General features: G+C 65.5%; 13 protein-coding genes and 1 pseudogene. 11 read left to right on the top strand and 3 right to left on the bottom strand.

Features of this window, described 5'->3' with window-relative positions; all coding sequences use genetic code 11:
- Positions 1-263: 263 nt before the first annotated feature.
- A complete protein-coding gene (locus tag Q1M07_RS13565; RefSeq protein ID WP_300454444.1) occupies positions 264-2,780 on the bottom strand; it encodes an arylsulfatase in 2,517 nt (838 codons plus the stop codon).
- A gap of 370 nt (positions 2,781-3,150) precedes the next feature.
- On the opposite strand from Q1M07_RS13565, the pseudogene Q1M07_RS13560 reads away from it, so the two are divergent.
- A pseudogene (locus Q1M07_RS13560) lies at positions 3,151-3,286 on the top strand (transposase); the annotation flags it as partial.
- Between the two features lie 469 nt (positions 3,287-3,755).
- Here Q1M07_RS13560 and Q1M07_RS13555 read toward each other — a convergent pair.
- Positions 3,756-4,856, bottom strand: a complete 1,101-nt coding sequence (locus Q1M07_RS13555; protein ID WP_300454443.1) for an NADH:flavin oxidoreductase/NADH oxidase — start codon at positions 4,854-4,856, stop codon at positions 3,756-3,758.
- Positions 4,857-5,479: 623 nt separating this feature from the next.
- Between Q1M07_RS13555 and Q1M07_RS13550 the strand changes: the two genes are divergently transcribed.
- The 10 genes from Q1M07_RS13550 to Q1M07_RS13505 all read left to right on the top strand — a co-directional run bounded on the left by Q1M07_RS13550 (position 5,480) and on the right by Q1M07_RS13505 (position 18,863).
- Positions 5,480-6,274 carry an enoyl-CoA hydratase-related protein gene (locus Q1M07_RS13550; protein WP_300454442.1) on the top strand — a complete coding sequence of 265 codons (795 nt, stop codon included), beginning with the start codon at positions 5,480-5,482 and terminating at the stop codon, positions 6,272-6,274.
- A complete protein-coding gene (locus tag Q1M07_RS13545) occupies positions 6,271-6,780 on the top strand; it encodes a cupin domain-containing protein (protein ID WP_300454441.1) in 510 nt (169 codons plus the stop codon). Before Q1M07_RS13550 ends, Q1M07_RS13545 begins: the two co-directional genes overlap by 4 nt.
- Before the next feature lie 56 nt (positions 6,781-6,836).
- On the top strand, positions 6,837-7,568 hold the full coding sequence (locus Q1M07_RS13540; RefSeq protein ID WP_300454440.1) for a c-type cytochrome: 732 nt from the start codon (positions 6,837-6,839) through the stop codon (positions 7,566-7,568).
- 296 nt (positions 7,569-7,864) lie between these two features.
- Positions 7,865-9,430 carry a citramalate synthase gene (gene cimA / locus Q1M07_RS13535; protein WP_300454439.1) on the top strand — a complete coding sequence of 522 codons (1,566 nt, stop codon included), beginning with the start codon at positions 7,865-7,867 and terminating at the stop codon, positions 9,428-9,430.
- Positions 9,431-9,506: 76 nt separating this feature from the next.
- Positions 9,507-10,940 (top strand): 3-isopropylmalate dehydratase large subunit, encoded by a 1,434-nt coding sequence (gene leuC, locus Q1M07_RS13530; RefSeq protein WP_300454438.1) that lies wholly within the window; start codon positions 9,507-9,509, stop codon positions 10,938-10,940.
- A 103-nt stretch (positions 10,941-11,043) separates the two neighbouring features.
- Positions 11,044-11,685 (top strand): 3-isopropylmalate dehydratase small subunit, encoded by a 642-nt coding sequence (gene leuD, locus Q1M07_RS13525; RefSeq protein ID WP_300454437.1) that lies wholly within the window; start codon positions 11,044-11,046, stop codon positions 11,683-11,685.
- Positions 11,682-11,978 (top strand): hypothetical protein, encoded by a 297-nt coding sequence (locus Q1M07_RS13520; protein ID WP_300454436.1) that lies wholly within the window; start codon positions 11,682-11,684, stop codon positions 11,976-11,978. The genes leuD and Q1M07_RS13520 overlap by 4 nt, the downstream gene beginning before the upstream one ends.
- A gap of 440 nt (positions 11,979-12,418) precedes the next feature.
- Positions 12,419-13,867: an alpha/beta hydrolase gene (locus Q1M07_RS13515; protein ID WP_300454435.1), complete on the top strand. Its 1,449-nt coding sequence runs from the start codon at positions 12,419-12,421 to the stop codon at positions 13,865-13,867.
- A complete protein-coding gene (locus Q1M07_RS13510; protein WP_300454434.1) occupies positions 13,864-17,175 on the top strand; it encodes a tetratricopeptide repeat protein in 3,312 nt (1,103 codons plus the stop codon). Before Q1M07_RS13515 ends, Q1M07_RS13510 begins: the two co-directional genes overlap by 4 nt.
- A 119-nt stretch (positions 17,176-17,294) precedes the next feature.
- Entirely contained in the window at positions 17,295-18,863 is a 1,569-nt protein-coding gene (locus Q1M07_RS13505; protein WP_300454485.1) for a hypothetical protein, read from the top strand.
- 71 nt (positions 18,864-18,934) lie between these two features.
- Here Q1M07_RS13505 and Q1M07_RS13500 read toward each other — a convergent pair whose 3' ends face one another.
- A complete protein-coding gene (locus Q1M07_RS13500) occupies positions 18,935-19,792 on the bottom strand; it encodes a sialate O-acetylesterase (RefSeq protein ID WP_300454433.1) in 858 nt (285 codons plus the stop codon).
- Positions 19,793-19,873 lie beyond the last annotated feature (81 nt).

Raw genomic sequence — 19,873 nt, 5'->3', positions numbered from 1 at the left:
GCCCACCTGTCGAACGCGTTCCTCGCGTACGACCACTGCTGGAAGGCGTTCATGTACCCGCTCGCCCAGGTCTGGGCTGCGCCGACCGCGCCCGAGTTCATATTACGGGTCACCAGCACGCCCGGCCCCGGCTGGTCTACGATAGCCATCTGTTGCTTGAGGGGAGAGTTCTTTCACTGTGATCTCCCTGATGTCTGACCCCTGCTCGAACAAGGCGGAACCGGCAGGAATAGCACGCCGGCCACCGCACGTTTCGGCCCGTGCTACTCACGCTGGGCCATCTCCTTCATCGCGGCCTCGAGCCTCTTCACGTCAGCCGGCGAGAGCTGCGGCCGATCGACCTTGATGGTCAGCTTGTTTAGCTTCGCGTTCAAGGCGAAGGGCGGCCGGTAGTCGTCGTCGTTCACGCCGGTGAGAGTGTCGGAGCCGACGTCGAAGCTCTCGTCCCACTGCAGAATCATCGGCAGGGTGCGTTTCATCGGCTTGCTGTCTACCGCCTTGCCATTGACCTTCAGGGTCCCGACGCCGGGCTGGCCGAGCCCGCTGAAATCGTTGAACGCCAGCGTGGCAGCGCCGAGACCCTGGTACTTGAACTCGAACTCGACCGTGTGGCGTCCGGGCGGCAACGCGTCGGATGCCTCCCACTTCAGGCGCTCGAGGTCCACCAGGTTCCACAGGAATACGGGCTTGCCCTTGAGCAGGTAGAAGCCGTAGCCAGCGAAGCGCCCGCCTGAGGTCACAATCATTCCTTCAGCCCCGCCCGGCGGCACCTCGATGTCGGCCGTGAAGACATACGAGGCGTTGAGGATGTTCGGCGAGTCACCCTGCGGCAGCCCGACCATTGGCCGGGTGTAGACGAACTCGGTACGCCCCGCGGTGATGTTCGGACGTGGAGCGACGATGCGCCCGGCGACCGACGCGTCCATCGGAAACACCCCATACTTCTTCGCCTCCGCGACGAACTTCTGCTTGAGCTCGCGTACTTTCTCGGGGTGCTTCTTCGCGAGGTCCTCGGTCTGGCTGAAGTCCTTGTTCAGGTTGTAGAGCTCAAGCACCTGTTTGTTCAGCGGGTCCGGGTTCGCCGGTCCGAAGGCCTGCCACGGGGCGCGGTTGACCTTGGTGCTGAGGAACCAGCCGTCGTCGAAGAGCGCCCACTGCCCCATCATCTCGAAGTATTGGGTCTTGTGCTGCGACAGCGCGCTGGCGTTCTTCGCGTCGAAGGTGTAAACGAAACTCGTGCCCTCGATGGGCGCCTGCTTGATGCCGTCCACGATCTGCGGCGCCTTGATGCCGCTCGCCTCGAGGATTGTGGGCACCACGTCGATCACGTGCACGAACTGTTCGCGTAGCCCGCCCTTGTCCTTGATTCGTGCTGGCCACGAAACCACCATGTTCTGGTTGATGCCGCCCAGCGCCGAGGCGTTCTGCTTGAACCAGGAGAACGGAGTGTCAAACGCCCATGACCAGCCAGCCGACATGTGATTGTAAGTGGCTTCTGTTCCCCACGCGTCGTAGAACTTGAGTTGCACTTCGGGCGGCAGCTGGTTCAAGCCGTTGAAGAACGCGACCTCGTTGGGCGTGCCGAGCGGCCCGCCCTCGGCGGACGTGCCGTTGTCGCCATTGATGTAGATGATCAGGGCGTCGTCCCCGGCGAGCTTCCTGAACTGGTCGACGACGCGCCCGATCTCATGGTCGTTGTAGGCGACATAGGCCGCGAAAATCTCGACCTGGCGAATGAATAGCTTCTTCTCGTCGGCGGTGAGCTCGCCCCAGGGCTTGAGAATGTCCTTCGGCCACGGCGCAAGCGCGGTGTCCTTGGGGATGACGCCCAACCGTTTCTGGTTCTCGAAGATGCGCTCACGCAGCTTCTCGTAGCCGTCGTCGAAGAGCTTCAGGGCGCGAATCCTGTCCACCCATTCCTTTGTCGGGTGATGCGGCGCATGCGTGGCACCCGGCGCATACTTGATGAAGATCGGCTTCGACGGATCGATCTGGCGCATCCGCGTCATGTAGTCGATGGCGTCGTCGGCCATGGCCGTGACCAGGTTCCAAGTGCCCGGCGCCTTGCCCTCAAACGGAAAGATCTGCGTCGTATTGCGGAACAGGTTGGGCTGCCACTGGTTGGCGTCACCGCCGACGAAGCCGTAGAAGTACTCGAAGCCCATGCCCGTCGGCCACTGGTCGAACGGTCCGGCCTGGCTCGCCGCGAAGGCTGGCGTGTTGTGGTTCTTGCCGAACCAAGAGGTCGCGTAGCCATTGTCCTTCAGGATACGTCCGATCGTGGCCTTGTCGCGGCCGATGATGCTGTTGTAGCCGGGGAAGCCGGTGGACTGCTCGGAGATCACGCCGAAGCCCGCCGAGTGGTGGTTGCGTCCCGTGATCAGGGCGGCCCGCGTCGGCGACGAGAGCGCCGTGGAGAACACGCGGTTGTAGCGTAGGCCTTCGGCCGCCAGACTGTCCATGGTCGGCGTCGGGATGACGCCGCCGAAGGTGCTTGGCACCCCAAAGCCCGCGTCGTCGGTGATGATGAGCAGCACGTTGGGCGCACCCTGGGGCGGCACGACGCGCGGCGGCCACCAAGCCTTCGATTGCAGCGCGCTCTCGTGGATCACGCCGCCAAACTTCGGGTCGGGCGGCGGCAGCTGCGTATTCGGAATCGTCGTCGTGGCGCTCGGCGCGCCGGGCGTGCCCGTGACCTGCTGCGCGAAGGCAGTGGCAGCGGCCACTCCCCAGATGGCTGCGAACGTCGCGGCGATAGCGGTTTGCCTGTGCTTGACCATGCGATTCCCTTCAACTAGACGACCAGACCGTGAACACTCGCTGTCGCCGGCCACGACGCTCCGACCAACGCTGACACGCTCGGATCATCCTGGTCTGACAGCACCCTGCGCCCGACGAGAGCAACCGAACGTGCTCCCGACGGGCTGACGAAGGATAGGAAATCCACTCCCGATCGAGTAAGTATCGTCGCTCCCACAACTCATCGTCAACCGGGAGTCCTCGCCGGGTGCGATGCAAGGTGCCTAGCGCATGCAAAGGCCCGCCTGGAGGCGATCACCAGCCGTCCCCTGCTGCTCGCCGGTGTCGCCCGCCTGACTCAGCACGCCGCCCAATCCCGCCCTGCTGCTGACCTTTTCCCATGCGGCAGGGGATCAGATCTATCGTGAGATCAAGCGCCGCACCCGCGTCGCTTCGATCTTCCCGAATACCGCATCCTGTCTGCGCCTTATTTCCGCCTTGCGCGAAAGACGGCGAGGAATGGATGACCGGCAAGGTCTATCTCCATTTGAAACACCGAACTCGACATCCCAAGGGAATCGCCTGCGAACTCTTACAAAGGGTTGCACAACCTCCGCCATGACGGACGCGATATCGCTTCCCGTCTACTCCATCAACGTGCCACCTCCTGCGAGGTGTGGATCTTCCGGATCACCCAAGCTGCTGGAACGAGGGCATGCCGGCGATCATGGTCACCGACGCACCCTTCATGCGGAACAAGAACTGTCACGCGTACAGCGACACCTTGGACAGACCGGACCACCACCGCATCGCAAGGACCGTTCAGAGGCTCTACGCCTTTGCGCAGTTGCGCGGATAGACCTGGCAGGCGTCGTTAGACCGCGGGCGCGGAAATGTTCAGCCGCGCGGCGCGTTTGCTCTGCGCACGCCGCACGCTCGGCGAGCCCGATTCGCCCCGGCCGCCGCTCGGACCGGAGGCTGCGCGGCCGGGCGCCGTACGACGGGTAGGCGGTGACTCAGCTCACGGGCCGGTAGCGCGCCAGCCAATGAGCATATGGTGCGGGCAGAACCCAGGCGGCGCGGTCCACCTTGAGTTTGAGCGCGGCATGGTACGGCCAGTGCGGATTCGCCAGGTGAGCCCGACCGACCATCACCAGATCCAGTTGTCCTGTAGCGACCGTACTCTCGGCAGTTTCCGGAGCATCGATGCTCCAGGCCGCAGCGACCGGAATGCCGGCCTGACGACGGACCTGGCCGGCAATCGGGGCGAGGAAGGCCGGGGCCCAGGGGATGTTCGCCTGCAGTGTCGAGAAGCCGACGCTGACGCTGAGCAGATCCAGCCCGCCGCTTTTGAAGGCTTTTGCCAGCGCGATCGACTCGGCGAGTGTTTCCGCGTCGCGACCGTCGTACTCGATGACGCCGAAACGAGCGGTCAGCGGCAAGTGTTCGGGCCACTCCTCGCGTACCGCGGCCAAAGTTTCGAGCAGGAAACGACTGCGATTCTCGGCGCTCCCGCCATACCGGTCTTGGCGCCGGTTGGCGTGTACCGAAAAGAAACTCTGGCCGAGGTAGCCGTGCGCGAAGTGAAGTTCCAGCCATGCGAACCCGGCCTCGCGGGCGCGTCGGGCGGCGGTGCGAAAATCGCCGCGCACCCGCGCAATGTCCTCCTCGCGCATCGCCTGCGGCACTTTGGGAAGGTGAGCACCGAAGGCGATGGCCGACGGCGAGAGCGTCGGCCAGCCGCGTGCGTCGCCGTCCGGGATATGGTCGTCGCCTTCCCACGGACGGTTGGCGCTGGCCTTGCGGCCGGCGTGCCCGATCTGGATGCCGGGCACGGCCCCGGCGGCCCGGATGGCGGCGGCGATCGGTGCCAGCGCTTGGGCCTGAGCGTCGTTCCAGAGCCCGGAGCAGCCGGGAGTAATACGGCCCTCCGGAGAAACGGCCGTCGCTTCGACGATGACCAGGCCGGCGCCGCCACGAGCCAGCCCGCTGTAATGCGCCAGATGCCAGTCGTTCAATACGCCATCGACGGCGGAATACTGGCACATCGGCGGGACGGCGATGCGGTTGCGCAGAGTGACGGATTTCAACTGGAAGGGCGAGAACAGTTCAGACATGGAGCGTTTTCCTTGGCTTGGTTTGGCCCGGTGAGTGTTGAACAGCTCGGTCCGTCGGCGCCTGCGGGCAGCGCCTGACGCAACCGCAAGCTCTTCGGTCTGGCCGGCGTCGCTATCGCGGTCAGGAAGCGGCACTCCACCGCCGCCCGGACATCGTCCGATCGGCCATTTTCGTCGCTGGACGAGCGTGCGGACTATTGTTGCCGACCTCGGCGCAGTGAGCAAGGTCTCCCGGCCATCGGCAGGTCGACGCTGGCCTGTCGCACAGCCTTCTCAGCCAGGCGGTTGGCGCAGCAATGCACGGACCCGGGTATCGGTCATCACGAACAGCGGAGCGCCATGGCGCGACCGGCGGGAACAGCGGCGGCGACGCGCCGAGTGGTGCCTGCATTCGACCCCGGCCGGCGGCCTCCGGCAGACGTCTGGCGCGCCTTCGGAAGTGCGCTTTGAGAATGCAATTTCAACTGCGAGACAACGATATACAGATCAAAAAAAAGAATTCCGACGACGACAAGTCCTTAATTGACATGATCCATAAGAATGCGTATCGAGCGCAAATTGCGTTTGAACGACAACCCGCCGCGTGCTCGAATGGCCTATCGTAATCAGGCCCGAGTGGAAACATGGCGGAAGACGTGATCTATGAAAAATCGGACGGCATCGCGCGCATCACGCTCAATCGCCCGCAGGCGATGAATGCCCTCGACGATTCGCTGAATGCGGCGCTCGACGGCATCTGGCAGGACTTTGCCGCCGATGCGAGCCTCGATGTCGCCATCCTGAGCGGCGCCGGACGCGCGTTCTGTGCTGGCGCCGACCTGAAGACCTGGATTCCGAAATGGGAACACGCCAACCTGTGGGATCTGCGGCGCAATGCGGCATTCGGCATCGCCGGCGGCATCACGCGCGGCCAACACCGGCTGGCCAAGCCGGTCATCGCGGCGATCGGCGGTGGCGCCTACGGTGGCGGTTTCGAACTGGCGCTCGCTTGCGACATCCGTCTCGCGTCGGACACCGCGCGCTTCGGTGTGTTCGAGGTCAGGCAGGGAATCCATCAAGGCGACGGCGGGCTGGCACGACTGGTCGCCATCGCCGGCATCGGCGTCGCGCTCGACCTGACCCTGACCGGGCGTGAGATCGACGCCGCCGAAGCGCATCGCTTGCGCCTGGTGAGCGCCGTCGTCGCCCCCCAGGAACTCGCCGCCACCGCGCTGGACTGGGCGCAGCGGATACGCAGCAACGGCCAGCGGGCAGTGCGCTCGGCCAAGGAAACGGTGCTCGATCTGATCGGTCGGCCGCTCGACGACGCTCTGCGCCTGGAAGCGATCAATGCCTACTCCTGCATCGGCGACTTCACGGAGGTGGGCAGGCGGCTGGCGCAGTTTCGGCAGCCGCGTTCGGAAGGAAAATCGGAATGAGCGAAAATGGAATGCCGATCGCCAACCTGGACGCGCTCGAATGGGTGGTCCAGAAGCACGGCGAGCGCTTCGAAGCCGCGATGGCGCAGATCGGTCCGCGCATCGGAGCGCGCAAACTGGGCGCCCGCCTGTGTGTCGTGCCGCCCGGCAAGGCGGCATGGCCCTACCACGCGCATGTGGTCAACGAGGAGATGATCTTCGTCCTTGCCGGCCAGGGCAGGCTGCGTCTTGGCGAACGCGAACTGCCGCTGCGCGTCGGCGATGTCGTGGCGCTGCCGCCGGGCGGCGTCGAAACCGCGCACCAAGTCGTCAACTCCTCCTCGTCCGAGGCGCTGCGCTACCTGTGCGTGTCGACCATGGAAGCGCCGGACATCGGCCTCTACCCGGATTCCGACAAGTTCTTCGTCCTCGCCGGGTCGCCTCCCGGCGGCGACAAGGACCAGCGAAGCTTCTCGCACATCGGCCGTCTGGCCGACAGCGTCGCTTACTGGGACGGCGAGGATTGAACGCCCGCCGACCGGAAGATACCGCGTCTCCGCCACACAAGTAAAAGGAAACAGGCATGTATCAGGCACCGCGCATCGCCCTCGTCCTGTCGCTGGCCGCCGCCGGTACGGTCATCGGGGAGCCGATGGGCATCGAAAGCAGGAGCTACCAATGGTATGCGCCGGACACCGAGAGGTTCCAGGCACTTAAACTGCCGGGCAATGCCAAGGCGGGTCAGGCCGATTACGAAGCCTTGTGCGCAACCTGCCACCTGGCGAGCGGCGCCGGCCTCCCCGACGGCAGCGTTCCGCGCCTCGCCGGCCAGCATTCGACCGTCCTCGTCAAGCAGCTGGCCGACATTCGTTCCGGTTTGCGTGACAACCCGACCATGTATCCGTACGCCAAACGATTGGCCAGCGCGCAGGCACTGGCCGACGTCGCCGCCTATATCGAAACGCTCTGTGTGCCGCGCGACACCGGACGCTACGAAGGTCCGGAAGCGGCCAGTCTGGTGGCTTACGGCAAAATGCTCTACGACAAGGATTGCGTCCAGTGCCACCGTGCCAACGGCGACGGCGCCAAAGAAAGACTCTACCCGCTGATCGCCGGCCAGCACTACGCCTACCTGCTGCGTCAGATGCGCCAGATACGTGACGGAACGCGCCGCAACAGCCATCCGGACATGGTGCGCGTCATCGCCAGGTACGACAACGCTCAGTTGATCGCCATCGCAGCCTACCAGGCGGCCTTGACCAGCAGCTTGCGGCAATGGTCCGTGAAGCCCCGCTTCTGCCAGCCCTCCTCCTGACCATCGCTGCCCGCGCGGCTAGCTAAGCGGCGAGCCGTCACCGGATCGCCCTTGCCCGAAGGCCGATCGCCGACCAGTCGCTGGTGGCGCTTGACAGCGCCGACCGGGCCGGAGATACTCCGGCCCGGTCGGCGCCGTGACTTCCGCGCGCCCTACCGTCTGCCTCGCCCTCCTCCCCTGTCGTCGCCGGATCCGGCCGTCCGCTCGCCAGCCGGCAGCCTGCGGCTTCCGGCGCGTGCGCTACCTTGTCCGGGAAGATGCCGGGCGCTCATTATTGGTGATTTTCCTCCTTGCCCATGACTCCGATCTTTCTTTACGACACCACCCTGCGTGACGGTTCGCAGCGCGAGGACATCTCGCTGTCCGTCGAAGACAAACTGGCCATCGCGCAGCGCCTGGCGAGCTTCGGCATGCACTACATCGAATGCGGCTGGCCGGGTTCCAACCCCAAGGACGCCGACTTCTTTGCCCGCGCCATCCGCCTCGATCTGCCGGCGCGGCTTGCGGCCTTCGGCCGCACGCGCAACGCCAACGGATCGTGTGACGAGGACAGCAACCTGCACGCCCTGGTCGTCGCCGGTACGCCGGTAGTCACTCTGGTCGGCAAGGCCTGGGACTACCACGTCACGCAGGTGCTGTCGACGACGCTCGAGGAAAACCTGGCGATGATTCGCGACAGCGTCGCCTGGATGAAAGCGCGGGGCAAGGAAGTGGTTTTCGACGCCGAGCATTTCTACGACGGGTTTCTGGCCAACCCGGACTACGCCTTGGCGACGCTGCGCGCGGCGGCCGACGGCGGCGCCGATTGGCTGGTGCTCTGCGAAACCAACGGCGGCAAACTGCCCTGGGAAATGGAGTCGATCACGCGCGCCGTCGCCGAACGGCTGTCCGACTCGCGGATCGGCGTGCATTGCCACAACGACACCGGCTGCGGCGTCGCCAACTCGCTGGCGGCGGTGCGCTCCGGGGCGACCATGGTACAGGGGACGATCAACGGCTATGGGGAACGCGTCGGCAACGCCGATTTGGTGACCATCCTGCCCAATCTGCAACTGAAGATGGGCTACCCGGTGCTGCCGGACGATCGCCTGCGCGACCTGACCACGCTGTCGCGCTACGTCGCCGAAGTGGCGAACCTCAAGCACAACGATCACCAGCCTTATACGGGTCATTCCGCCTTCGCGCACAAGGGTGGCATCCATGTCGCGGCGATTCTGAAATCCCCCGACACTTACCAGCACATCGACCCTGAGCGGGTGGGCAATGTGATGCGCTCGGTGACCTCGGAGCTGTCCGGCCGCGGCAACATCGTCCTGCAAGCGCGCCGCATGGGGCTGGACCTCGACAACGAGGCGGCGCAGCACGTGCTCGGCCAGATCAAGCACCTGGAGCACGAGGGCTTCACTTTCGAGGCCGCCGAAGCGAGTGTCGAACTGATGTTCCACCGCCTGAGCCCGACCTACCGCCGGCCCTTCGAACTGCTCGATTACTTCGCCATCACCGAACGGCGGCATGGCCGCGGACTGGTCGCCGAGGCGACGGTCAAGGTCAAGGTCGGCCAGACGGTGAAATTCACCGCCGCCGAAGGCAACGGTCCGGTCAACGCGCTCGCCACCGCACTACAGGAAGCTCTGGTCGACGACTATCCGGTTCTACGCACGGTCCGCCTCGCCGACTACAAGGTGCGCATCCTCGGCGGTGCCGCCGGAACGGCCGCCAACACCCGTGTGCTGATCGACTTCCAGAGCGGAACGGAAGCCTGGACGACGGTCGGCGCCAACGCCAACATCATCGACGCCAGCTGGCGCGCGCTCTCCGACAGCATGGAGTACGCGCTGATCCGCCTGGCAAGAGTAGGCTGAGAAAGGCGGAATTCGGGCGACCAAGGTCGGCGAAATACGATAATCTACGTTTTTTTTTGGCGCTGGCAGAACAATCATGGCACGCACGCTCTACGACAAACTCTGGGACGCGCACGTCGTCCACCAGGAAGAAAATGGCACGGCGCTGATCTATATCGACCGCCACCTGGTACACGAAGTCACCAGCCCGCAGGCTTTCGAAGGACTCAAGCTGGCAGGCCGCCGGTTGTGGCAGGCGAAGACGGTGCTCGCCACACCGGACCACAACGTGCCGACCACCGATCGTGCGGCCGGCATCGTCGATCCGGTTTCGCGCACTCAGGTGGAAACGCTCGACGCCAATTGCGCCGAGTTCGGGCTCAACGAGTTCCGCATGGACGACAGTCGCCAGGGAATCGTCCACGTCATCGGCCCCGAGCAGGGCTTCACGCTGCCCGGAGCGACGCTCGTCTGTGGCGATTCGCACACCAGCACGCACGGCGCTTTCGCCGCGCTGGCCTTCGGTATCGGCACTTCGGAAGTCGAGCAGGTGCTGGCGACGCAATGTCTGTGGCAAAAGAAATCGAAGTCGATGCTGGTCAACGTGAACGGCGACCTGCCGCTCGGCGTCACCGCCAAGGATCTTGCCCTGGCGATCATCGGCCGCATCGGCACCGCCGGCGGCAACGGTTACGCCATCGAGTTCGGCGGCAGCACGATACGCGCGCTGTCGATGGAAGGCCGCATGACGCTGTGCAACATGGCGATCGAGGCCGGCGCGCGAGCCGGCATGGTAGCCGCCGACGAGAAGACCATCGCCTACGTCGAAGGCCGACCGCAGGCGCCGAAGGGTGTCCACTGGCAGCAGGCGGTGGCCTACTGGCGCAGCCTGCACTCGGACGACGGCGCTCCTTTCGATGCGGTTCTCGAATTCGACGGCGCGGCGATCAAGCCGCAAGTGACCTGGGGGACCTCACCCGAAATGGTTCTGTCGGTCGAAGACCGCGTGCCAAACCCGGCCGACGCGCCGAGCGCGGTGAAGAAGGCCGACTGGGAACGGGCGCTGGCCTACATGGGCTTGGCCGCCGGCACGCCGATAGGTGAGATTTCGATCGACAAGGCTTTCATCGGATCATGCACCAATTCGCGCATCGAAGACCTGCGCGAAGCGGCCGCCGTCGCACGCTGGGCGGTCTCCCAGGGACGCCGCGTCGCCGACACGGTCAGGCTGGCGATCGTCGTTCCCGGCTCCGGCCTGGTCAAGGCGCAAGCCGAAGCGGAAGGCCTAGACCAGGACTTCCGCGCCGCCGGTTTCGAATGGCGCGAGCCGGGCTGCTCGATGTGTCTGGCGATGAACGCCGACCGGCTGGAACCCGGCGAGCGTTGCGCTTCGACGTCGAATCGCAACTTCGAAGGGCGCCAGGGACAGGGCGGCCGCACGCACCTGGTGTCACCGGCGATGGCCGCAGCAGCGGCAGTCTTCGGCCATTTCGTGGACATCCGCGGCCTGCACGGCGCGGCGCAGCGATGAGCCGGCGAGCGGGCAGCCGCACGGCCGCCGTCGCTGACCGCCCTGCCCTAGCCGGCGCCGAGGAATTTCAGTGGGCTGGCGTGACCAGCCGGAAGGACGACCAATGAAACCATTCACCACCTTGCAGGGCCTGGTCGCCCCGCTCGACCGCGCCAACGTCGATACCGACGCCATCATCCCCAAGCAGTTTCTCAAATCGATCAAGCGCTCCGGCTTCGGTCCCAACGCTTTCGACGAATGGCGCTATCTCGATCGCGGCGAACCGGACCGTGATTGCTCGGCGCGTCCGCTGAATCCGGATTTCGTCCTCAATCAAGCGCGCTACCGGGGCGCCTCGATCCTGCTCGCGCGCGAGAACTTCGGCTGTGGCTCGAGCCGCGAGCATGCGCCGTGGGCGCTCGAGGACTTCGGCTTCCGGGCCATCATCGCCCCGAGCTTTGCCGACATCTTCTTCAACAACTGCTTCAAGAACGGTATCCTGCCGATCGTGCTGGCGGCCGACGTGGTCGATCGCCTGTTCCGCGAAACCGAAGCGCAGGAAGGCTATCGGCTGACCATCGATCTTGCCGCACAAACCGTGACCACTCCGGCCGGCGAGGTGATTCGCTTCGCCGTCGATGGCGAGAGCAAGCACCGCCTGTTCAATGGCCTCGACGACATCGGTCTGACCCTGTTGCACACCGACCGGATCAAAGCCTATGAGGAGCGTCGCCGGGCCGAAGCCGCGTGGCTTTTCCAGGCATGAAGCACGTCATCTGGGTCATGTGGCCGGCCTTCATCGCTGCCGGAATCGCCGAAACGCTGTTCTTCACGATGATCGATCCGCGCCAGTTGTACCTCTTCGGCGAACTCGTCGAATGGTCGCCGACGGCGACCTATTCGACGGGTTTCCTGCTCTTCTGGCTAATCTGCATGTGCTCCAGCCTGATGACCTATTTCATGATGCCGCAAGCGGCCAAGGACGCGCTCAAGCGCGCCGCCGGCGAGCGCGACGATCTGGCGCGGCCCCGGCGTCGCGAACCGGGCGAGCGCCTTTAGCTTTCGGCCAGGACGCGACGAGCCAAGGCAGTCCCCCGCGTGTCGCCGTGACCGGTTTCGAAGGCAACTCGAAACCGCCCAGCCCGCCCCAGGCTTGATGGTGTCGAAGCCGCTTTCCGGGTGTTCTCCCGGCCACCAGACGCCTTCGTCGGAGACCGGAAGCGGTGGCGTAAGTGAGAACAGCCGGCAGTTGCCGTTGCCGCGCCGGAGCGTCGCTACGCCGCGCCACCCGGCCGGGTGGACCACTGCAGACCACCTCCCATCCTTGCCGGGCGTGAAACCCGGCTTGCTCTGTCGCCCGACAAGACGCCGAGTCGGGCCGGCGAGAAGCACATCGCGCACAATAGGCGTGGGCCCAATATACTGCCTACCATCCTGCCCCACGGGCCAGCGGGCTCGGCGCAGGACTGCCGAGCACACATGATTCCGAGGGAGGAGAAATGCGCTTTCTGTCAGTGGTTTCCGTCGCTCTGCTCCTTCTCGCCCCGGTACCCGCTCGGTGCGACGAAATACGGCTCTGCGTACAGGGAAAATCCTTCGTTCCCGGACGTGAGTTCGTCCAGACGCGCCAGATGCGCTTTACAACGGACGGTCCGCCGCTGGGCGATCTTGTCCCTCTGGTCGCCAGTCGAAGCATGCGGGAAAAGCTGTGGCCCGATCTGACCGAGGGCGAAGTCCGAGTCATACCTTTCGACGCCGCGCTATGCGGCCACGAGCCTACCGCCGAACTGACGGTCCACTACCGTGCCGACGATCTCGCCGCCATCGCTCGGGAAGCCACTCGCGGTCCCGCCGAGCAAACGCGCCTGCGCGCTGTGGCCAGGCAAGCGGCGGCCAGTCCCGCGCCACCCAGAGCCGCTCCTCCGGGGACGCTCGACACAGCCAGGCGTCACGACTGGCTACGACTCTATTTCGCCACCAGCCGCCAGACTACGGGTGCCGCCAACGCGGCCAAGGCCTTCGGCAAGGAGCTCAGCAAGGGCCTGCACTTCGGTAGTGTCGAGGTCTCCATTCCCGCCGACCACCGCTGGGCCAGGCTCGAAAGCCCGTCGTTACTGCGCCTCGAGTGGGACGCCGATGCCGACCGGCACGTCGTCCTGGCGCCAGGCTTGACGGCCTTGACGCCCTCCGAGTGGCAGGCTGAATTGGCGCGCCGCGCCGGCGCGTTCGGAAAGCCGGGCGTCCTGCTCTTCGTGCACGGCTTCAACAACTCTTTCGCGGAAGCCGCGCAGCGCGCCGCGCAGTTCGCCTACGACCTGGCTTTCACCGGCCCAACGGTGCTCTACAGTTGGCCCTCGGACGGTCAACTGTTGGCTTACGTGAAAGACGAGGAAGACGCCCGCAACGCCTGGCGGCAGATTGCCGACGTACTCGACCAGCTCAGCCGCCTTGGTCGGGGCGTGCCGGTCTATGTGGTCGCGCACAGCATGGGCAACCGCATCCTCACGCAGGGCCTGGCGGAGCTGCTGCGTCGTCGTCCCAGTGCCCGAGACGCTTTCCGCCAGGTGGTGCTCGCCTCGCCCGACATTGGCCGCGAAGAGTTCCGCCAGCGCTGGGTGTTCGAACTGGCCGCCAGCAACACGCCGCGCTTCACGCTCTACGCCTCGGACCAGGACCTCCCGGTGAGCCTTTCAGCCTGGCTGCATGGCGAGCCGCGGCTGGGTTCCGGGGGGGCCGACATCGCTGTTTTCAACAAGCTCGATTCGATCGACGCGAGCGCCATCACTCGCGAGTGGTTCGGCCTCAGTCACAGCTATTTCGGCGACAACGCCAGCGTGATGAGCGACCTTTTCGTGCTCATCCACCACGGCCTGCCCCCCGACAGACGCCCGCGGCTAAAGCGAGTCGATGGCGGTGCCAAGGGCACCTATTGGGAGTTCAGGCAATGAAGGCTCACCACCATGCCGCCTGTTTCATTCTGCTAGCTATCGTCCACGTCGTCTGGCCGCAGCAAAGCCACGCCGTTGGAGAGTACTTGGATAGTCGGGCCGACGAATTGCTCCGACAGGGTCGCCACAGTGAAGCCGTTGCAGTGGCAACCCGCTCGCTTAAGCTGAACGAGGCACTTCGGGGTCGACGGCACCCCGACACGGCAAGCAGCCTCACCAGGCTGGCCGACATTCTGGAATCGATGCGGCGCTACCAAGAAGCCCTGCCTCTGTACCGCCGGGCCTTGGCAATCCGTGAAAAAGCAGTCGGCCCCGACCATGAGGACACCGTCGAGAGCCTGAACGACCTGGCCGATGTCCTGGAATCGATGAGACGCTACGACGAGTCGCTCGTCCTCTACAGCCGGGTGTTGGCGGTCAGGGAAAGAGTGCTGGGCCCTGATCATCAGGACACCGCCGATAGCCTGGCCAACCTCGCCGGTCTGTATGAATCGATGGGCCGCTACCAAGAGGCACTGCCTTTGTTTCGCCGGGCGTTGACGATTACGGAAGCCGTCCTGGGCCCCGAGCACGCAGACACCGCCGACCGTTTGGACAGCCTGGGCAGACTGTACGCCGCAATGGGCCGCTACGATGAAGCGTTGGCCCAAATCCTCAGAGCGCTCGCGATCAGGGAAAAGGCCCAGTTGTTCGAGGACGAGGATACCGCCGGCACGCTACACAACCTGGCGACGGTCTACCATCAGATGGGCCAGTACGAGGAGGCTCTGGTTTTCTACGGCCGGGCGCTCGCGATCCGACAAAAGGCCGTCGGACCCGACCACCCGGATACCGCTCTCAGCTCGAACAACCTCGCGAATCTGCACCTCGCGCTGGGTCAGGACGACATGGCGCACGAATTCTCGGCCCGGGCGTTGGCGATCACCGAGAAAGCGCTCGGTCCCGATCACCCGGACAACGCCATGCCATTGACCAACCTGGCGGTGGCTTACTTGTCGATGGGGCGGTATGCGGAGGCGCTGCCCTTGTTTCGCCGGGCGCTCGCTGTCAGGGAGAAAGCACTCGGCCCCAATGACCCGAATACCGCGGCAAGTCTGAGCAACCTCGCGCTATTCCATGATTCGATCGGCCAGTACGACGAGGCACGGCGCTTATCCGCCCGGGCGCTCGCGATTATTCAACAGGCCCTCGGCCCGCAACACCCCAACACCGCCGATGCCCTGTTGAATGTGGCCCTTCGATCGAAGGATCATGACCTGGAGGCGCGTAAGCAGGCCGCGCTTGCGCTGGCGATACACGAGAAGACTCTCGGGCCAGCCCATCCGAACACGGCCCGCAGCCTGACGCTCGTGGCGCTTCTTCACCGAGGGGCCGGGCGGGACGACGAGAACCTGCGCCTGTTTCTCCGAGCGCTCGCGATCAACCAAAATGCCTTTGGGCCGGATCACGCGGCGACCGCCCGAAGTTTGATTCCTCTGGCCAATGCCTACTTCCACCTCGGTCGGCACGACGAGGTGCTGCCTTTGCTCAGGCGCGGATTTCGTCTCGTTTCGCTGGCCAGCGTCGGGAACCCGGCCCAGGCCGAGAATGCCATCGAGACACGCGCCGTATTCGCGGTTCTGCTGGGCTATTGGCTCGAGCGACGGGGCGGCGAGGCGGCCCTTGACGAGGCCATCTTCTTCCTCAAGCTCGCGGTCAACACCCTCCAGCGGCTTCGGACCGGCACGCGTGGTCTTGAGCAGGCGATGCGCGACTCGTTCACGCGCAAGGTGGAGGATGTCTATAGCGACCTCGCGCGCCTGCTGGTCAAGCGAGGACGAATTGCCGAGGCGGAACGGGTGTTGCTGATGCTCAAGGAGGCCGAACTGACCGACTTCCTGCGCCGCCATGGTACGGGTACCCGAGGCAGCCGGGACGATCTGGCCTGGACGTCGGAAGAGCAAGCCTACCGGGAGGAACTCGACCAGCTTGCCAGTCGATGGCGTGCCTACGTCCGCGAACGCCGCAATGCCGAAGCCCGGGTCAAGGGCGAGCGGATCAGCGCCGACGATCCGCAAGTCACCGACCTCGACGCACAGCGAAACCAACTGGAACAGGTCACGGCCAACGTCCTCGCCGATGCCGCGGCACGTTTCGCGGCTGCGAGCCGCCAGGCTTACGAGAAACGGCTCGCATCGTTCGACATGGCGCGCACGGGCCTGTCGCAAAAGCTCGACGAAATGCAGCAGCGGGAGAGCGGAGGGCTGCGCACCGCCGGGCTGGTCATGTTGCCCGACCCGCGTGGGCTGATGTTGATCGTCACCACCGGGCAGAACGCTGTGCCGCTCACGCGAGCGGTGACGGAAGGCGAACTGGATCTGCTCGTCGAATCCCTGCGCGAAGCCGTCCAGCAGGGAAAGAACGACTACCGTGAGCCCGCGAAAGCGCTCTACCGCCACCTGATAGCGCCGGCCGAGGAGCAAGTGGGCGAGCAGGCCGCCATTCAACAGTGGGCGATTGTCCCCTACGGCAGTCTGCGCGACCTGCCCTTTGCCGCGCTGATCGACCCGCAGAGCGGTCAGCATCTGATCGAACGTTACGCGCTGGTGACGCTCACCGCCGATGGCGGTGGCAAGTTCGACGGACTGGAAACGGCTCCCCGGAGCCGCTGGCAAGGTGCCGCACTGGGCACCGGGCTGGCCGACGCGGCGTTCGACTACGTCCCCCTGCCCGGAGCCTACCGCGAGGTATGCGGCATCATTCGCGACGCGCAGAGCGCCGGCTGTCAGCCTGGGGAAGGCGTCGTCGCGGGACGACGCTATCTGGATACGCGTTTCACGCCGGAAACCCTGCGCCACCTGATGAGCCCCAGGGGGCCGGGCGGCCCCAACTTCCTGCACATTGCCACTCATTTCAGGCCGGGGAACAAAGACAAGTCAGTCCTTCTTTTCGGCGACGGCAACAAGCTGAGCACTTCCGAGATCTTCGACCCGACCCCGCGGCTTGGACAGTACGACCTGATCGCGCTGTCTGCCTGCGACTCCGGAACCACCGTGGCGGGGATGGAATCGCTCGGCGCGGCATTTCGCGCCAGCGGCGCCAAGGCCGTACTGGCAACGCTCTGGTCGGTCAAGGACGTTGGCGCCGCCCCGCTGATGATCGAGTTCTACCGCCAGCGTGGCGAGCAGCGGCTGATGAGCAAGGCGGAAGCCTTACGCGAAGCGCAGTTGGCGATGCTCAGGGGCCACCTGAAGAGCCAGGATGGGGAATCGGATTTTCGTCACCCCCACTTCTGGGCACCTTACGTGTTGATGGGGAACTGGTTGTGAGAAACGATCTACCCGGGCACGGCGACCGGGAGCCCGCGTCGCTCCAGGAACGGTGGCACACCTTGCCCGCCACCCTTGGCCGCCGGGTCACCGAAAACCTCGTCGGACTGGGCCGCGAAATGCGGCTTTCCTATCTGCCGCCGTTGATGGTCTATCTCGCCGCCGGGGTCTCCGGCCTGACCGGTATCGTCGCCACCTTCTTCGTCAAGGAGTACCTCGGCCTGTCGGCCGCCTTCCTAGCGGCGCTGGGTTTCTGGGCCGGAATTCCCTGGGCGCTGAAAATGCCGCTCGGTCATCTGGTGGACCTGATGTGGCGGCACAAAGCCAAACTGGTGTGGCTCGGCGCCGCGCTGATCGCGCTCAGCCTGCTGATCATGCTCGGTCTGGTCGCCGAGCCGCAGCGCATGCGTGCCGTCATGTCACTCGAGGCCTGGTTCGTTCTGTCCGCCCTGCTCTCGCCGGTGGGCTACGTGCTGCAGGACGTGGTCGCCGACGCCATGACCGTCGAAGCCGTACCCCGCGTCGACGAGCGCGGCAAGCCGCTGGCGCCGGAACTGCGGCGGCGAATGAACACCACCTTGCAGACTCTCGGCCGGGTCGCCATCGTCGGTGGCGGCGTCCTCGTCTCGGTGGCCAACGTTCTTCTGTTCGAGGGCGCCGAAAGCTTGCCGCCGGCCGCCAAGGCGGCGATTTACGTTCAAGTCTATGCCCTTGCGCTGATCGTCCCGGCGCTCTCGGTGGCCGGCGTCGTGCTCGCCGCAGTCATCGAGCGACGACAGCGGCAGCGACTGCGAGCCCGCGGCTTCGCCGAAGCGAAGCTGCGCGAACTGCTCGAGGCGCCGCTCGAACCCGTGGCGCCGAACTGGTGGATCCTCGGCGGCAGCCTGCTGTTCGTCGCCATCAGCCTCACCGTCGGGCTGTCGCAAGCGGCGTTCGGCGAGGAGTTGGTTTTTCTCGCTTCCAGCGCGGTGATCGCCTTTCTGATGAACCGGCTGTTGCGCGAGCTGGACGAAGACTCCCGCCGCACTCTGCTCGGCACCGCGATCGTGATTTTTGTCTTTCGCGCCGTTCCCGGTCCAGGCGCCGGCGCAACCTGGTGGATGATCGACACGCTCGGCTTCGATCAATCCTTCCTCGCCAAGCTCTCGCTGATCGCCAGCGTGCTGACGCTGTTCGGTCTGTTCGCTTTTCGGCGCTTCATGGGCGAACGTTCGATCGCCTACATCGTCGGTTTCCTGACCCTCGCCGGCACGCTGCTCAGCCTGCCGACTCTCGGCATGTACTACGGTCTGCATGAATGGACGGCGGCGCACAGCGGCGGCATCGTCGATGCGCGCTTCATCGCGCTGGTCGACACGGCGCTCGAGTCGCCGCTCGGGCAGATCGCGATGGTACCGATGCTGGCCTGGATCGCCAATTCGGCGCCGGCCAGACTCAAAGCGACCTACTTCGCGGTCATGGCGTCCTTCACCAACCTGGCCTTGTCGGCCTCACAACTGGCGACCCGCCACCTGAACCAGGTGTTCGAAGTCAAACGCGAGCTACGCGACCCGGTGAGCGGCGTTCTCCAGAGCGCGGCCGATTACAGCGAGCTCGGCGCGCTGTTCGCCGTTTCGATCGCACTCGGTCTGCTCCTGCCCTTCGCGGCGATCTGGCTGACGCGACGCCTGCACCTGCGCAGCGCCTGAAACGGCTCCGGGTGTGGGCCCGACGGCAGAGGCGACTCCGCCAGCGCTGCGCCGGCGCCTGCTCGGCGCGGCTATCGAGTCGCTCCCGCCGCCGGCCCCGCGATCGCCGTCGCCCAGGCCTGCGCGGCGGCTTCGAGTCCGCTGGCCGAAAAATGGCAACCGTCGTGCCGATATACGGGATCGAACAGGCGGTCCAGATCCGGTCCCGCGCGGACGCCGGCCAACAGACCCGGCAACTCGCCCTGCGCGGCATGGACGGCGGCGTTGCTCCGCTTTTGGCAGCGCGTCGCCTGCGCCACCCAGACCGGCGCGTCGACCCCCAGCCCGCGCAATCGACGCAGCATCTCCGCGAAGCCTTGGCGATAGGCGTCGGCCGACGTGCCTTTGAACGACTCGGCCTCACCCTGCTGCCAGAGCACCTGCGCGACCTGGAAGCCACGCTGCCGCAACTGTCCGACCAGACGCTGCAGCCCGTCGAGCAACAGCGGATGCCGGTTCCACTGTTCGATCGACGTGCTATTCACCGCCAGGGGCGCCAACAGAACGGCGTCGATCTGGCCCGGTCGGAGCAAGCGCGGCGCCAGGCGCATCCAGACGCTGCCGCCGTCACCGCTGGCGCCCGGCAGCGGGTCGGCCGCGACATGGCAGCGCCCGTCGTAAAAGCTGAACACGTCGGCTACCGGCTCGGCGCGCGTCTGGCCGTGGTTGCCGGCGTTGGACTGGCCGAGCAGCAGGATGACCAGCACCTTGCGCTGGCCGATAGCGGCGCAATCGATCTCGCGCTGTCGTTCGGACGGCAGCGCGAGTGGCGCCAGGACCGCCGGCGGCGGCGGGCGCAGCACCCACCACAGGGCGCCGGCGACGACGGACAGCAGGCCGCCGCCCAGCAGCAGCACGAGCGCCTGGCGCCAGCCCTTGGCGCTAGACATCCTGGACAGCCCAATAATTGGCGACACGAGCCGCCGACGAAACAGATCTCATCGTGTTCTCCGGCGGCGGACCGGGTGCCT

This window comes from Accumulibacter sp., assembly GCF_029255285.1.
GTDB lineage: Bacteria > Pseudomonadota > Gammaproteobacteria > Burkholderiales > Rhodocyclaceae > Accumulibacter.
Note: the sequence above shows the minus strand (reverse complement) of the source record. Positions and strands in the feature narration are given on the sequence as shown.

Coding starts and splice junctions, on each gene's coding strand:
- Q1M07_RS13565 (WP_300454444.1), bottom strand. CDS start 2,780: ATGGTCAAGCACAGGCAAACCGCTATCGCCGCGACGTTCGCAGCCATC.
- Q1M07_RS13555 (WP_300454443.1), bottom strand. CDS start 4,856: ATGTCTGAACTGTTCTCGCCCTTCCAGTTGAAATCCGTCACTCTGCGC.
- Q1M07_RS13550 (WP_300454442.1), top strand. CDS start 5,480: ATGGCGGAAGACGTGATCTATGAAAAATCGGACGGCATCGCGCGCATC.
- Q1M07_RS13545 (WP_300454441.1), top strand. CDS start 6,271: ATGAGCGAAAATGGAATGCCGATCGCCAACCTGGACGCGCTCGAATGG.
- Q1M07_RS13540 (WP_300454440.1), top strand. CDS start 6,837: ATGTATCAGGCACCGCGCATCGCCCTCGTCCTGTCGCTGGCCGCCGCC.
- cimA (WP_300454439.1), top strand. CDS start 7,865: ATGACTCCGATCTTTCTTTACGACACCACCCTGCGTGACGGTTCGCAG.
- leuC (WP_300454438.1), top strand. CDS start 9,507: ATGGCACGCACGCTCTACGACAAACTCTGGGACGCGCACGTCGTCCAC.
- leuD (WP_300454437.1), top strand. CDS start 11,044: ATGAAACCATTCACCACCTTGCAGGGCCTGGTCGCCCCGCTCGACCGC.
- Q1M07_RS13520 (WP_300454436.1), top strand. CDS start 11,682: ATGAAGCACGTCATCTGGGTCATGTGGCCGGCCTTCATCGCTGCCGGA.
- Q1M07_RS13515 (WP_300454435.1), top strand. CDS start 12,419: ATGCGCTTTCTGTCAGTGGTTTCCGTCGCTCTGCTCCTTCTCGCCCCG.
- Q1M07_RS13510 (WP_300454434.1), top strand. CDS start 13,864: ATGAAGGCTCACCACCATGCCGCCTGTTTCATTCTGCTAGCTATCGTC.
- Q1M07_RS13505 (WP_300454485.1), top strand. CDS start 17,295: ATGCGGCTTTCCTATCTGCCGCCGTTGATGGTCTATCTCGCCGCCGGG.
- Q1M07_RS13500 (WP_300454433.1), bottom strand. CDS start 19,792: ATGTCTAGCGCCAAGGGCTGGCGCCAGGCGCTCGTGCTGCTGCTGGGC.